11 protein-coding genes are annotated in these 14412 nt (G+C 71.4%); 3 read left to right on the top strand and 8 right to left on the bottom strand.

Annotation, left to right across the window (positions count from 1 at the left end; genetic code table 11):
* Positions 1-71 precede the first annotated feature (71 nt).
* Positions 72-713: a hypothetical protein gene (locus tag ACGF8B_RS32815; protein ID WP_392745738.1), complete on the bottom strand. Its 642-nt coding sequence runs from the start codon at positions 711-713 to the stop codon at positions 72-74.
* Between the two features lie 447 nt (positions 714-1160).
* Between ACGF8B_RS32815 and ACGF8B_RS32820 the strand changes: the two genes are divergently transcribed.
* Positions 1161-1391 carry a type II toxin-antitoxin system Phd/YefM family antitoxin gene (locus ACGF8B_RS32820; protein WP_392745739.1) on the top strand — a complete coding sequence of 77 codons (231 nt, stop codon included), beginning with the start codon at positions 1161-1163 and terminating at the stop codon, positions 1389-1391.
* Between the two features lie 547 nt (positions 1392-1938).
* On the opposite strand, the gene ACGF8B_RS32825 is transcribed toward ACGF8B_RS32820, so the two are convergent.
* From ACGF8B_RS32825 to ACGF8B_RS32845, 5 genes are all read right to left on the bottom strand, one after another.
* The gene (locus ACGF8B_RS32825; protein WP_392745740.1) at positions 1939-2619 is read right to left on the bottom strand and encodes a LamG domain-containing protein; all 681 of its coding nucleotides are present in this window, start codon (positions 2617-2619) and stop codon (positions 1939-1941) included.
* A 488-nt stretch (positions 2620-3107) separates the two neighbouring features.
* Positions 3108-4163, bottom strand: a complete 1056-nt coding sequence (locus ACGF8B_RS32830) for a hypothetical protein (RefSeq protein WP_392745741.1) — start codon at positions 4161-4163, stop codon at positions 3108-3110.
* Between the two features lie 11 nt (positions 4164-4174).
* On the bottom strand, positions 4175-5110 hold the full coding sequence (locus ACGF8B_RS32835) for an N-acetylneuraminate synthase family protein (protein ID WP_392745742.1): 936 nt from the start codon (positions 5108-5110) through the stop codon (positions 4175-4177).
* A 52-nt stretch (positions 5111-5162) separates the two neighbouring features.
* On the bottom strand, positions 5163-6395 hold the full coding sequence (locus ACGF8B_RS32840; RefSeq protein ID WP_392745743.1) for a cytidylyltransferase domain-containing protein: 1233 nt from the start codon (positions 6393-6395) through the stop codon (positions 5163-5165).
* Between the two features lie 20 nt (positions 6396-6415).
* Entirely contained in the window at positions 6416-7765 is a 1350-nt protein-coding gene (locus ACGF8B_RS32845; protein WP_342285549.1) for a DUF6716 putative glycosyltransferase, read from the bottom strand.
* Between the two features lie 209 nt (positions 7766-7974).
* Between ACGF8B_RS32845 and ACGF8B_RS32850 the strand changes: the two genes are divergently transcribed.
* Both ACGF8B_RS32850 and ACGF8B_RS32855 read left to right on the top strand, forming a co-directional pair.
* On the top strand, positions 7975-8964 hold the full coding sequence (locus ACGF8B_RS32850; RefSeq protein ID WP_392745744.1) for a glycosyltransferase family 2 protein: 990 nt from the start codon (positions 7975-7977) through the stop codon (positions 8962-8964).
* Positions 8961-10346 (top strand): polysialyltransferase family glycosyltransferase, encoded by a 1386-nt coding sequence (locus ACGF8B_RS32855; protein WP_392745745.1) that lies wholly within the window; start codon positions 8961-8963, stop codon positions 10344-10346. Before ACGF8B_RS32850 ends, ACGF8B_RS32855 begins: the two co-directional genes overlap by 4 nt.
* Before the next feature lie 142 nt (positions 10347-10488).
* Here the strand turns inward: ACGF8B_RS32855 and ACGF8B_RS32860 are convergent, their stop codons facing one another.
* Both ACGF8B_RS32860 and ACGF8B_RS32865 read right to left on the bottom strand, forming a co-directional pair.
* Positions 10489-12846: a glycosyltransferase gene (locus ACGF8B_RS32860; RefSeq protein ID WP_392745746.1), complete on the bottom strand. Its 2358-nt coding sequence runs from the start codon at positions 12844-12846 to the stop codon at positions 10489-10491.
* A complete protein-coding gene (locus ACGF8B_RS32865; protein WP_392745747.1) occupies positions 12843-14360 on the bottom strand; it encodes a hypothetical protein in 1518 nt (505 codons plus the stop codon). Before ACGF8B_RS32865 ends, ACGF8B_RS32860 begins: the two co-directional genes overlap by 4 nt.
* Positions 14361-14412: the final 52 nt, after the last annotated feature.

Consider the following 14412-nt stretch of genomic DNA (forward strand, 5'->3'; position numbering starts at 1 on the left):
AGGCCCCCTCCGCGACCGGTTCGCGGCGGGGGTCCTCGTGCTCCGTCAGCCAGGCAGCCCCCCGCGCACCATCAGCCCGGCAGCCCCCGGCGCACCGGCAGCAGAGCCGCCCCGAGGCACAGGGCTCCGACCGGCAGCAGATCCAGGTTCACCGCCATCACCACCGTCCCCGCCAGCACCAGTACAGGCGCCCAGGCCCGGACCAGGTCACGGCGGAGGAAGGCGAGCAGGGTGACCAGGGCCAGCAGCCCGAGCCAGAACAGCATCGGCACCACCGTGTAGACCAACGGCATCACCCCGGGCACGCCCTGCACCCGGTCGAACATCTCGCTCATGGCCTGCTTGTCCGCCGCGGCGAACCCGGCCGCCAGATCGATCACCGCCTGTACCAGCACCGCCGCCGCACCGAGCAGCCCGGTCCAGGCGGCCACCGCGGCAGCCGTCCTGCCACCGCCACGCTCCCCGGCGAGCCCCCGCAGCCCCAGGAACACCGGCACGAAGGCAAGCACCCCGGCCAGGAACAGCAGATGCGCCACCGACCACCACACCCCGGGCCCGTAGTCCCCCACACCCCGCCCGACCAGCCGCACCACCCCGTACCCGGCCATCAGGGCGGGCCCCACGAGGAGTGCCGTTCCCAACGTCGCCCCGGCCACCCCATCCGTACCGGCCGTACCGGCCTGTCGCTCCGTCGCCATCCGCCTCGTCGTCATGCGTCGATGCTCGTGCCAGCGGACTCTTCCCGCTACCAGGGCTCACCCCCAACGAACCCTGTATTCAAGCCACTTGCACATCAGGGTGATCCTTGATGCCGAGGGAACTTCCGACCTGCATCAAGTGGAGCTCAACGCCGAAGCCCCCGGCCGGCACCCCGTTGAGACACCCCGCGTGCGCTCCGGACCACTGGTGGGTCGGCAGGTGCTCCATCGCCATTTCCACAGTGATGCGGTCCGACGCACCGGCCGTTTCACCGCCGTTCCTCGACCGGCAGAAGGCCGCGATGCCTGGGCAGCTCGGCGGACCGAGGCAGGAGGCCAGGCTGCGAGGCGCGGAAATCGCCAGCACGCCGTGACGGCGCCGTCACGGCGCTCCCCGGCCCCACGGGGTAGACATGGTGCAGTGGTCCGGTCCACCTTCTGACCCGTCCCTGCGAGGGAGCCATGGAAGCAGTTCGTCAGTACAACGTCCACGAGGCGAAGACCCACCTCTCGCGCATCCTGGAGCAGGTGGCCACAGGAGAGGAGAGGGTGATCTTCAGATCTGGAGATCCAGTGGCGGAGATCATGCCACTCCGCACCCGGGCGAAGCGGACCGAACGCGGTTCGCTCCAGGAGCGGATCCACATCAGGAAGAACTTCGACGACCTGCCGGACGACTTCGGGATGCTCTGATGGCATCGTTGCTCGGCGCGCGTGTCGTCATGAGGCCGCCCGACCACTCCGCCGAAGTCACCGACGGGATCACGAGAGTGATCGTGCTCCCTGGTCACGGCCTCACAGCTTGTGCGGCCCTGGCCGAGCAGAGACAGGAAGCCAGGGCGCGAAACGACTACTCGGCCGCGACGGACGCGAACGTGGCAATCCGTGACCACCCGCACAGGGCCAGGGAGTACCGACGATGAGTCGGCCAACAGGCGTTGATGCCTTCTGGCAGTGCAAGGCACCCATCGGCAACCAGCGATCGAGGATGCGATTCATGCCCGAGACGCCCGCCCGTTCGGCCAGTCCCTCCCGCGCGAACCTCCGCCTGCGGCGCAGCAGGGCCATGCGGTCGCCGATGCCGGATGCCTCGTGGACCACAGGGCCAGTCACCCCCGGCAGGTCCGGCCAACCACCCTGCGCCCGCTTTTGAACCACTGTGCCACCTCGCATGCGCCGTGTTCAACAGCGATGGCGCCGACCGGCTTGTTGCCCGGTCGGCGCCATCGATCGGGCACCATCAACTGCCGGGCGGAACCTCGGTCGGAAGGTCGAACCAGCTGTTGGCGAGAGTGGCGACCTGGCTACCGGTCAACGCTCCTTGGAAGGCCCAGACGTCGTCGATCGTTCCGGCGAAGTACTCGCCCGCGGAGTCCGACACCGCACGCCCCACCTGCATGGGTCCATCGGCCTTGAACGTCAGCACATTGTCCGCCCAGGAAACCTGGTCCCGGCAGGTGATGTCGTCCGGCCGGCCGTCTCCGTCGTCGTCGGCGCACCTGATTTCCTGGAGTATGCCGTTGACGTAGAGCCGGGCCTCCTTGGCGAAGCTGTCATAGACCACCGCCAGGTGGTTCCAGTCGCGGACATCGAAGAACTCTGTATTGCTGACCTTCTTGGCCACAGCCCCCGCACTGTCCTCGTCGGACAGTGTCAACTCCCAGCTTCCATAACCCTCAGAGCCAGTGGGATCCGGCTGGAAGCGCAGGTCGAAGGCGCTGCGGGTGGTCCCCGCAGCGTTGATCACGGTCATCGGATGATCCGGCACCTCGGACGCCCGAGCCCACGCCACAACCGTGAAACTCGCACCTGTGTCGATCGGCGCGGCCGGGAGCTCGGCATACGAATCGGCGCCGTTCAGCTGAAGACCGCTGACACCGATCGTCCCCGGCCCGAGCCGCGCTCCCCCGTGCAGGCTCATCGGCGGGGACTGCTCCGCGGCGTCCGGAGTGCTCGCCGGCGTACCGGCGGTCAACTCCTCGAACTGCCAGCGCCCCTTGAGTACCGGGCCCTGCTGGAACAGCCGCGGCAGGCCAGTCGTGAGCCTCGGACCGGAGGACTTCGACGGAGTCTTGTGCGGACTCCACCGAGCGATGGACCTCTTGCCCGTCCCGGCGTCATTGCCGACAGGTCCCGCCACCGCTGTCGCTTGCGGTGTCGCCACCCCCACCGCGACAAGGCTCAACGCGACAGCCAGAACTCCGCTGCCACCCCGACGGCGCAGACGCCTCCACACAATCCCCACCCCGACCCCAAGGAGATGAAGATTCCCCGGAGGGGGAACCCTTCCAGGACTTTATGTAGCGACCATGCGCACAGCGAGTGGGATGTTCCGCACCCATTCCACAAAAACGGGGCATGCGGTATGTGACGTGGCTCACCGCATGGGGCTGCCCGTGCACGTACCGGTTACGCCTCCGTCACCGCCGTAGCCCGCCAGGGCGCCAGGCGCTGGACGTCGCGGGCGGTCTCCGTGACGCCGCTCAGGAAGCCCTGGGCGCGGGGGGAGGCCGTGTCGCGGAGCCATTCCGGGGCGATGTCGCAGACCGCGACCTTCACCTCGGTGCCGGCCAGGGCCAGGGGGAGGGTGTGGACGACCGTGGAGGGGAAGCTGAGGACCGTGCGGCCGATGGGGCCGCGGCGGGCGATGAGTTCCAGGGGGAGGTCGGGGCGGACGATCTCCAGGCCGGTGGCGGCCTCCAGGGCGTGGAGCTTCTCGGTGGACTCGCGGCGGTGGGCGAAGTAGCGGGTCGCGCCGTGGGTGCGGGACAGGGACGCCACGGCCTCCAGGTACTGGTCCCGGTCGACCACGCCCGTCTCGACCAGCGACGTGCCGACCAGGTCGGCGCCCTTGGTGAGCAGCGGCGGGCCGAACCGGGCGCGGGTCCAGGCGAAGGTGTTGGGGGTGACTCTCACACCGGGCGGAGCCTCGACCGGCATGGCCGTGAAGACCTCGACCGTACGGGTGGCGGACGGGGTGAATCGGCTGCGGGCGCGGGCCGTGACCGGGGCCAGGACCAGTTCGCGGGGGCCCGAGCTGCCCTTGCGGTGCCAGCGCACCAGGCGTTCGCCGCGCGCGAGCTGGGCGACGAACTCCATGGTGGCCGTGCCGTCGTCGACCACGGTGAGGCGGCCGGCGCGGACCATGGTGAGCAGGAGTTGTACGTACCGGGAGAACGGGTCGCCGATGACGATGTGCTGCGCCCTGCGGACGAGTCCGGACAGGTCGCGCAGGCTCTTCAGGGGCGCGCCCGCACCACCGCGCGCCTCCTGCCAGCGGACGGTGATGCCCTCGTCGCGGGCCAGCTCCGCCATCCGGCGCAGCTGGCCGCGCGACATCGGGTCGACCGGGGGGAGGACGACGACCGTGATGTCCGTGAGGACCCGGTCGTCGCCTCCCTCTGCGTAGGCCCACTCCAGGACGTTCAGGAGCTGGACCGGGCTCTCGACGAAGGCGAGGTTCACCGGTCGGCCCGTCAGACCGCGACCGGCTCGGCGGCCGGAGCCGCCTCGGTGCCCTCGGCGACGACGCCCGCGACCCGGCGGAGCTTCTTCATCGGGCCGAGCTCGGACTCGTACACCTTCTTGACGCCGTCGCCGAGCGAGGCCTCGATGATGCGGATGTCGCGGACCAGGCGGGTCAGGCCCTGCGGCTCGACGGAGGCGGCCTGGTCGGAGCCCCACATGGCGCGGTCCAGGGTGATGTGGCGCTCGACGAACGCGGCGCCGAGGGCGACGGCGGCCAGCGTGGTCTGGAGGCCGGTCTCGTGGCCGCTGTAGCCGATCGGGACGTTGGGGTACTCCTGCTGGAGGGTGTTGATGACCCGCAGGTTCAGCTCCTCGGCCTTGGCCGGGTAGGTCGAAGTGGCGTGGCAGAGCAGGATGTTGTCCGAGCCGAGGACCTCGACCGCGTGGCGGATCTGGCGCGGGGTCGACATGCCGGTGGAGAGGATGACCGTGCGGCCGGTGGCGCGCAGCGCGCGCAGCAGCTCGTCGTCGGTGAGCGAGGCGGAGGCGACCTTGTGGGCGGGGACGTCGAACTTCTCCAGGAAGGCGACGGCCTCGGTGTCCCACGGGGAGGCGAACCAGTCGATGCCGCGCTTGGCGCAGTGCTCGGAGATGGCCTGGTACTCGGCCTCGCCGAACTCGACGCGGTGGCGGTAGTCGATGTAGGTCATCCGGCCCCAGGGGGTGTCGCGCTCGATGTCCCACTGGTCGCGCGGGGTGCAGATCTCCGGGGTGCGCTTCTGGAACTTGACGGCGTCGCAGCCGGCTTCGGCGGCCACGTCGATCAGGGCGAGGGCGTTTTCGAGGTCGCCGTTGTGGTTGATGCCGATCTCGCCGGTGACGTAGACGGGGTTGCCGGGGCCGGCGGTGCGGGTGCCGAGGGTGCGCAGACGGGAGGTGTTCATGAGATGTGTTTCCTTAGCTCGGATGACTTGGTGGGCTTGGGGGGCCCGGGGACTACTCGGGGGACTGGGCAGTGGGAGTCGTGAGGGTGGGGCCGAGCAGCCAGGCCGCGATCTCGCGGATGGCGCCGAAGCCGCCGGGGGTGGTCGTGACGGCGCGTGCGGCCGCCCGTACCGAGTCGTGGGCGCTCGCGACGGCGACGGGCCAGCCGGCGAGTGCGAAGCACGGCAGGTCGTTGACGTCGTTGCCGACGTAGAGGACACGTTCGGGAGCGATGGACTGTTCGTCGCACCACTGCTTGAGCGCCAGGTCCTTGCGGTCGATGCCGTGCAGGACCGGGATGCGCAGCTTGTGGGCGCGGGCGGCGACGACCGGGTTCTGCTCGCTGGAGAGGATCAGCAGCGGCAGTCCCGTTCTACGCAGGGCGGCGATGCCGAGTCCGTCGCCGCGGTGGACGGCGACGATCTCGCGTCCGTCGGCGTCGATGAGGACCCGGTCGTCGGTCTGCGTGCCGTCGAAGTCGAGGACGACCGCGTCGATGTCTTCGAGGGTGGGCAGCGGCGAGGGGTCGAGCAGCGGTGCCATGGCGCGGGCTCGGGCCAGGTCGTGCGGGTCGTCGACCTCCAGGACGCGTGCGGCGTCGGTGCGCACCAGGGCGGTGTGGCCGAAGAAGCGGTGGCGGTGGGTGCGGAAGCCCGCCACGTCCATGGCGTACGCGGTGCCGGTTTCGAGGAGGTCCTCGGGGCGGTCCTGGCGCATCTGCCGTACGGACTTGTCGTGGTTGACGCCGTAGTTGTCCTCCTCGACGGCGCTGCCGTCGCGCCAGAGGAAGCCGTGGAAGGGGGCGACCGTGACGGCCGTGTCGGCGCCGTCGCGGGCGACCGCGGCGGCGACGCCGTCGATGTCCTCCCGGAGCACGAAGGGGCTGGTGCACTGGACCAGCAGCACCACGTCGGCGGTCCGCTCGCGCATCGCCTCGTAGGCGTCCAGGGCGTGCAGCACCGCGTCCTCGCTGCTGGACCTGTCGCCGGCGATGGCCGCGGGGCGCTGGACGATGTGCAGCCGTTCGCCGGCGCCGAGGGTGTCGCCCGCGGCGCGGGCCGCGTCCGCGATCGCCGCGTCGTCGGTCGTCACGACGACGTCGGTGACCTCGCGGGACGCCAGGCAGGCGCGTACGGCGCGGGCGATCAGCGGTACGCCGCCGACCTGGGCGAGGTTCTTGGCCGGGACGCCCTTGGATCCGCCGCGGGCGGGGATCACGGCGAGCACGGTGGGGGTCGGGGTCATCTCTGCTCCTGAAGTGGTGTTCACAGCTCGCCCATCCGTCGGATCACCGGGGCGACCCGCTGGACGCCCTGCCGGTACGCGCCACGCGCCGCTTCCCGCACCGCCTCACGGACCGCGCCGCGCACTCCCCCGGTCTCGCGGGGCCGCTCGGCGCCCGGCAGCGGGTGGCCGTCGGGGGCGAGGTGGTGGCGGGCGAGGATGCCGGGGAGGTAGCCGGGGGCGGTGGCGGGTGTGTAGTACGGGGCGAGGTCGGGCAGCCGGGCCGCGGCGAGCAGCGCGTCGACGCGGGCCCGGGCGTGGTCGTAGGCGGTGGCGTACGTGCCGTCGGCGGCGACGCCCTGGCCGGCCAGCCACTGGGGGCCGGGCTCCGGGCGGAACCCGCCGTCCAGGTGGTCCCAGGAGGTGAGCAGGCCGGAGCCGATGAAGTGGTGGTTGCCCAGCGCCTCGCGGACGCCGAGGTCGGTGAGGACCGCGGTCGGGATGCGGCGGTGCAGGGACTCCAGGGCGGCGGTCGAGGAGACCGTGACCAGCAGGTCGGTGCGGTCCAGGACCTCGCCCATGTGCCCGTACACCAGACGGAAGTTGGGCGGAAGTCCACCGGGCAGCTTCTCGGCGAGCCGCTGGTACGGGAGTTCCTCGATGTGGGTGGTGTGCTCGCCGGGCTTGGAGCGCAGCTTCAGCAGCACCTCGCGGTCCGGGTGCAGCCTGGCGTGCTCGACGAGCCTGCGCAGCAGGTACATGCGGTCGTCGCGGGAGGCCGGTACGGAGGGCTGGGCGGCGAAGACGACGGTGTCGCGGCCCTCCTGCGGGCGGTGCGGCTCGCCGCCGAGGAACGGCAGCGCGGCCTCGGTGACGGCCGAGGCGTCGGCGCCCACTCCCTCGTACACCGCACGGAAACGCTCCGCGTCGTGGCGGGAGTTGGCGAGGACGATGTCCGCGCCGTGCCGCAGCAGCAGCCCGTCGGCGAGCTTCTCGTAGACGACGCCGACATAGCCGGTGACGACGACGGGCCTGGCGGGCAGCCGCAGTGCGGCCAGTCCGTGCAGCATCGCCTGGACGGCTCCGCCAACGAGCGCGAGGACGACCACGTCGTACCCCTCGTCCCGCACGGTGTGCAGGAACTCGACGGCCGTCACCTCGCGGACCCGGCCGGCCTCGATACCGACGTCGCCGACCTCGGCGAGCTGGCGCGGGGTCGGGGTGGCCCGGCCGCGCAGCAGCAGTCCGCTGATCTCGACGTGCTGCGCCGACGTTCCGGACGCGCCGGCGGTGAGGCGGCGCGCGGTGAGCGCGCCCCATTTCCACCGGGTGTCGGAGTCGGCGAGTACGGCTACCCGGAGGGTGGTCGTCTTTTCGGTACGTGGGGGCACGTCCCAGAACTTAGGAAGGCATTCCGATTCGCGGCCCAACGTGACGGCAACAGCTGGTTAACAGCCCGCCGACGCTTGGCGAATCGCCTTCACAAAGGGGACGCAATCACCCAGGATTCGACCCGGTTCATCATTCCGACATTCGCCGTTCACCCGCCGTCCCTCCCGGCGCCAAGGCAAATGACGGGCTCACGCCTAGCGTGAGACGGGTGGTTAAGCTCTCGGTCATCGTGCCGTTCTACAACGTGCAGACATACGCCCCCGACACCTTGAGAAGTCTGCGGGCCAACGCTCGCGAGGACTTCGAATTCATCCTCGTCGACGACTGTTCGACCGACGGGACCGCGGACATACTGCGCCGCGCCGAGGACGAGATTGAGGGGGTGGTCGTACGCAGACACAAGCAGAACGGCGGACTGGCCACCGCCCGCAACACCGGCCTGGACGCCGCGCGCGGCGAGTACCTCGCGTTCCTGGACGGCGACGACTGGCTCGCCCCCGGGTACTTCGCCGAAGTCCTGTCCCGTACCGAGGCGTTGGGCTGCGACTTCGTCCGTACCGACCATGTCCAGGTCGAGGGCCGCAACCGCGGCGTGCACCGCGTCCCGCACGGCAGGCGGGGCGAGGTGATGGATCCGCGGGACGCGATCCTGCCCGCCGAGCGGTCCACCTCGGTGGACTATCCGTACGCATGGGCGGGGCTGTACCACCGCCGGCTGCTGGACCGCGGGCTGCTGCATTTCACGGACGGTCTGCGCACCGCGGAGGACCGGCCGTGGATCTGGCGGCTGCATCGCGAGGCCGATTCTTTCGCGGTGCTGGGGCTTCTCGGAATCTTCTACCGGCGCGGGGTCGCTTCTTCGCTGACGCAGATCGGTGACGTACGTCAGCTCGATTTCATTCGCTCGTTCGACCAGGTCGTTCGGGAAACCGCGGAAGATCGTGACGCGCAGGTTCTGCTGCCGAAAGCGGTCCGCACCTATTGCGCGATCATTTCTCACCACATGAGCTCGATCGAAAGGTTCGAACCCGCCGTGGCCCGCACCCTGAAGTCCATGAGTGGAGCCGCACTCAGACGAATGCCGCAGCAGGTGCTCGACGAGGCCCTCGACTCGATGGACGTGCAGCGCGCCACCCTGCTGCGCCGGCTGCGCCGCCGCCCGGCCGCCGTCGGTGCCAAGGAGGTGTCGGCAGCGTGAGCACCGCCCCGTCCCGCACCACGCAGATCTTCTTCGCCTCCACGCTCTACGGCGCCGCGACGCTGGCCGCCGCGCTCGACGCGGGCTGCTTCGCGGGCGCCGACCGCCGCATCCTGCTCGTCTCGAACAACGCGGCCGTGCCGGAGACGACGGCCGCCCTCGACGCGATGCCCGGTTTCGACGCGCTGCGCGGCCGTTTCGACGACGTGGTGTCGTGGAACGCGACGATCGCCCCGTTCCACCCGGGCGGCTGGGCGCCGCGCCCCGACGACGTACCGCTGTGGGAGCGGCACCTGCGGCTGGCCTGGGAGCTCGGCGACGACGACATCGAGCTGGCCGTCGAGTCGATCCAGGTCAACCCCGCGCTGGCCGTCGCGCAGATCTTCACCGGGGCCCCGGTCGACGTGTACGCGGACGGGCTGATGAGCTACGGGCCCACCCGCAACAAGATCGACCCGCTGGTCGGTACCCGGGTGCGCCGGCTGCTCCACCTCGACCTGGTGCCGGGGCTGAAGCCGCTGCTGCTCACGGAGTTCGGGGTGGCGCCGCAGATCGTGCCGGGCGAGGCGTTCCTCAAGGTGCTCGGCGAGCTGGCGGACTCGCCGGGGGCGCAGGACGGGATTCCGGCCGTGGAGGCGCCCGCGCTGCTGCTGGGCCAGTACCTCTCGGCGCTCGGGCTGATCAGCGCTGCCGAGGAGGAGGAGCTGCATCTGCGGATGATGCGGGGCGCGGTCGCGCTCGGCCACACCCGTCTCGTCTTCAAGCCGCATCCCACGGCCCCGGCGCAGTGGTCGAGGGCGATGGGCGAGGAGGCCGGGAAGCTGGGCGCGGAGCTGACGGTGCTGGACGACGGGGTGCTCACGGCGCCGGTCCTCGCCGAGGTGCTCTACCAGCGGATGCGGCCGGCACTGGTGGTCGGCTGTTTCTCCACGGCGCTGTTCACCGCCTCGGTGTTCTACGGGCTGCCGGTGGCCCGGGTCGGCACCGGGATGCTGCTGGACCGGCTCGCCCCGTACGAGAACAGCAACCGCGTCCCGGTCACGCTGGTGGACGCGCTGCTGCCGGAGGTCACGGACCGGGCGGCCGTCGAGCGGGCGGGGACGGCCGAGGGCGCGGCGGCGGTGGACGCGGCGGATCTGACCGGGCTGGTCACCGCGGTCGGCTTCGCGATGCAGCCGAGGATCTACCCGGGGCTGCGGCCGGCCGCCGAGCGGTATCTGGCCGCCCATCTGGACGCCACGACCTGGCGGTACTTCAAGCGGAAGCGGCTGACCTCGCTGGCGCTGCCGGGCGCGGTGCCGGCGCAGCTGGCGTTCCTGCCGCGCAACGCGGTGGTGCGCCGGGTGGCGCGCTCGGTGCGGCGCCGGGTGGTGCGGCAGTAGACGCCGGGAGCGGGGCGGCGAAGTGGGGCGGGGCGCCGGAGCGGATGCCCCGCCCCACTGCCGTACGGGCCGGGGCGGGACGGGACGACGGCCGGACGGTGGCGGGCGCGCCCCGCCCCGCCCGCCACCGCCGTACGACCGGTCAGACCGGCACGCCGCCCTGGATCACCCGCAGGTCCGCCGCGTTGGCCTCGGTGACCTTCCAGAGTTCCTGCTGCCGGCCGTGCACATCGGCGACGCTCGCCGCGTGGTCGTCGAGCAGTCCGGCGGCCCGTTCGGCGAGGCGGGCCCCGAGGTGCCGGTCGTGGACCGAGATGCCCCACTGGGGGCGGTCGATGTCGGCGAGGAAGTACGCCATCTTCGGGTGCGAGATCAGGCTGATGATCGGCGTACCGCAGCCGAACGGGATCATCCCCGCGTGCCCGCGCATCCCGATGACCAGCCTGGTCCGGGCGTAGGTGTCCCGGATCGCGTCGTTGTCGAAGTCGTACATCGGGATCACCGGCAGCGCGATGCCGTGCTCGCGCCGCAGGTCGAAGGCGATCCGCTCGTCGTCCAGCGAGTGGGCGACGCACTGGACCTCGGCCCGGGTGCCGAGCTCGCGCACCGCGGTCGCCATCTCGGCCAGGAAGTGCCCGTAGTCGTGCCCGAAGCGGAGCCCCGAGCGGTCGTACGCGGCGTTGACCAGCACGGTGTCCTCACGCCGTACCGGGTCCGCCCAGCCGTCCACCAGCTGTCTGGTGACCGTCGTCGGGCAGGGCTGGAAGCGCACCTTGTCGTGGAGCGAGGCGGGCAGCAGTGCGCGGACCTTCTCGATGGAGCCGTGGTTGCGCAGCCCGAAGAACGAGGCCCGTTCCACGAGACGGCGCAGGCTGGACAGGAACCGCTCCCGTCCGTGCCCGTACGCCTGGCCGTCGAAGGCGTTGAAGCCGACCGCGTAGACCATGACGGGTACGTCGATCCGGTCGAGCAGTTCGTCCGGGACGTTCCACTGCCAGCCGCTGTTGCCGTTGGGCGCGGTGTCCGGGATGAACAGGCCGCCGCCGCCGATGACCAGGCCACGGCGTTCGTTGACCCGTTCCAGCGCGGCCTCGTCGAAGAGCCGGTGGGCGTGGATGGAGTGCCACCGCCGCGGGCCGGTGTCCCGGCCGAAGGCCAGCCGTACGCTCTGGGGCAGCAGCTTGTCCCCGGCGTTGCCCTGGCGCTCCATGTAGAAGGCGACATGGGCGAGCTGGCCGGCGGCGGGGCCCTCCGCGGGCGGGGTCAGGTCGGTGGTGCGCTTGTGCATCAGCCGGTTGGCCCGGTGGGTGGGGTCGACCGCGAGGCCCTTGAGTGCGTACTCGGCCGCCGCGTCGTCGTCGCCGTGGATCCAGGCGATCTGGGCGAGGCGGGCGAAGGCGGTGGGGGCCCGGTTGGGCGACGCGGTGGCGAGCAGCAGCCTGGCGCGGGCCTCCTCGTAGCGGGAGACGCTCATCAGGGCGTGGCCGAGCACCTCGTGGGGCCAGGACTCGTCGACGGGGATCCGGACCCGGCCCAGCAGATCGGCCGCCTCCTGGTACTCGCCCGCCGCGATGTGGGAGGCGGCGACCTTGCGGGCGTCCTCCGGAGAACCGGTGCGCCCCACGTGCGGGGTGCCGTAGTGGACCAGCAGGTCGTGGTGCTTGGCACCGGGCAGCGCCAGGTACGCGGCGTGGAACTCGGCGTCGGACAGCTCGAATTCGTGCCAGCGGTCCTCGGCCTCGCGATACCCGGCCTCGCCGCCCTGCCAGGGCTTGTGCCGCCCGGTGAAGTGCAGGATCGCGGTGGAGTCGGGGACCGGGAGATCGCCGCTGAGGCGTCGCTTGACGAAGTTGTAGCGGGCGTCGAGCTGGACGAAGTCACCGTCGAGCACGGCGTTGAGGATGCCCTGGTCGTGCTTGTCGAGCTCGTACGTGCCGGCCCGCCCGACCTCGTCGAGCCGCGCGCAGAACGCGTCGCTCAGATACTCGCGCTGGATGACCAGCAGTCCGCTGTTGAGCTTGTGCTGCCCGTAGAAGAACTGCGGTACGGCGGCCAGTCCCTCGCGCAGTCCGAGCAGTTCGCCGAGACCGCCGAGGACCACCATGTCGGTGTCCAGGGTGATCACCGTGTCGTAGTCGCGGACCCGGAAGACGTCGAGGATGAAGTAGGCCTTGCGCACCAGGTAGTTGTCCTGGTCGCCCTTGGCGTACGCGTCGTAGTGCCCGGCGTCGACGCGGCGGAAGTCGACGCGCGGGTGCAGGGCCCGGATCTGTGCGACGGAGGCGGGACGCAGTCCGTCGTGCAGGACGAGGAAGTCCTCGCAGACGTCCGGGTTGGACAGGGCCAGGCTGCGCAGCAGGGCGAGGAAGCCGGGCAGGTAGTTCTCGTCGACGAAGCTCGCGAAGGCGACCCGGCGCTTGCCGGTGAGCGGGTTCGCGGGCGCGGGAGTGGGCGCAGGCGCGGCGGGCGGCGCGGAAGAGGGCGTGGCGGTCGTCGTCATCGCAGTCGGATCCTCATGTCGGTGACGCTCCGGGCGCGTTCCATGACCCACGCCTTTTCGCTGGTGTACTCGTGCACGGAGGTGATGGGCATCCGCATCGCGCCGGGCAGGCGGTAGGCGCCGCTCTCGTAGAAGTCGAAGCCGATCAGATCGAGCCGGCTGCTGACGTCGAGGTGGTCCAGGAGCCAGAGCATGTTGAAGCCGGTGGTGGGGATGGCCGGCCAGACGTCGGCGCCGACGCGGCCGATGTCGCGCAGCGGCCAGCGCAGCGATTCGTCGCCCAGGTACTGCTGGGCGCCGGGGACGAGGCGGTTGCGCAGGGAGTGCTTCCAGTCGCCGGCGACCCCGCCGAAGACCAGCCGGGTGTGCACCTTCTGGTCCCAGTTGAACCCGTGCTTGTGGATGGTGGCGTGGATGTCGGTGCGCCGTCCGGTGGCCGCCGGGTCGATCCGGTACGAGTTGAACCGTACGACCAGGTCGTAGCCGTCGATCTCGGCACCCATCGAACTGGAGCCGACACGCTGGGAGTTGGCGATCAGGCAGATCGACTTTCCCGCGATCCGGTTGCGGAACTCGCCGACCGTGGTCCACTCGACCCCGCCGAAGGTGGGGTCCGCGACCGGGCCGCGCATCCGGCTCCGGCGCTGCTCGGCGTAGAGGCCGACGGTCCCGGTGAGACCGGCCACGGCGGCGGGGTCCGTCCCGGCCGCCTCCATGGCGAGGGCGAGGTACTGGGAGGTGGCCTCCTGGAGTTCGGTGACCGGGGCCCCGGTGCGCTCCTGGGCGAGCAGGGCGCCGACCAGCAGGGGCTCGGCGCGGACCCAGTCGCCGCGCGCCTGGAGGGCCAGGCCCTCGGCCCAGGACTCGGTGACGGGGCGGGCCGCGTGCTCGACGGCGGCCGGGCAGTCGTGCTCCAGCCTGCGCAGCAGCTCGTCCTGGTGCCGTGCGCCCGCGCGCAGCCCGACGACCTTGGCCGCGATGCCGAAGCCGTCGTCCTCGGTGAACGAGAGATAGCGTTCGTACGCCTCGATGGCCGCGGCCTCCGCGCCCATCGCCTCCAGCGTCCTGGCGCGCAGCCGCCAGCCGGCCCGGGAGCCCTTGCGCTGGGTGAGCACGGTGTCCCCGATGAGCACCGCGAGCTTCAGCTCGTCCTCGTACCCGCAGTCCAGCGCCTTGTTGCCGACCGCGAGCAGCGGGTCGAGCAGTTCGTCGGCGAGGGTTGCGGCGGGGTTCCCGCCCGCCTTGCCGGACCGCCGCATCAGCGGGAGCGAGGGTGCGGCGGCGGTGGACTGCGCGGGCCGCGTCGCGGCGTGCACGGCCAGCAGGTGCCGCAGCGCCTCCGCGAGTGCCGCACGCCGCCGGTCGAGCCCCGCCACCAGTTTGGTGCTGTGCGCGGCACAGGCCCGCAGGCACACGTCCACGTCGGTCGGGGTGACGGAGGCGAGCGGCGACGCGGCGCTCCCGGGCGGAGCCGAGTCGCGTTGCCGTGGCCAGCGGGTGCGGGCTTCTCTCATGGCGCTCCAAGCGTCTGTGCCCGTGGGGGAAGGGGGCGTGTCCGGGCGTGCG

This window comes from Streptomyces sp. NPDC047917 (assembly GCF_043204345.1).
Taxonomy (GTDB): Bacteria; Actinomycetota; Actinomycetes; order Streptomycetales; family Streptomycetaceae; genus Streptomyces; species Streptomyces sanglieri.

What these genes read in the sequence shown, in the direction of transcription:
- ACGF8B_RS32815 (WP_392745738.1), bottom strand. Translation starts at nt 713, where the DNA reads ATGACGACGAGGCGGATGGCGACGGAGCGACAGGCCGGTACGGCCGGT.
- ACGF8B_RS32820 (WP_392745739.1), top strand. Translation starts at nt 1,161, where the DNA reads ATGGAAGCAGTTCGTCAGTACAACGTCCACGAGGCGAAGACCCACCTC.
- ACGF8B_RS32825 (WP_392745740.1), bottom strand. Translation starts at nt 2,619, where the DNA reads ATGAGCCTGCACGGGGGAGCGCGGCTCGGGCCGGGGACGATCGGTGTC.
- ACGF8B_RS32835 (WP_392745742.1), bottom strand. Translation starts at nt 5,110, where the DNA reads ATGAACACCTCCCGTCTGCGCACCCTCGGCACCCGCACCGCCGGCCCC.
- ACGF8B_RS32840 (WP_392745743.1), bottom strand. Translation starts at nt 6,395, where the DNA reads ATGACCCCGACCCCCACCGTGCTCGCCGTGATCCCCGCCCGCGGCGGA.
- ACGF8B_RS32860 (WP_392745746.1), bottom strand. Translation starts at nt 12,846, where the DNA reads ATGACGACGACCGCCACGCCCTCTTCCGCGCCGCCCGCCGCGCCTGCG.
- ACGF8B_RS32865 (WP_392745747.1), bottom strand. Translation starts at nt 14,360, where the DNA reads ATGAGAGAAGCCCGCACCCGCTGGCCACGGCAACGCGACTCGGCTCCG.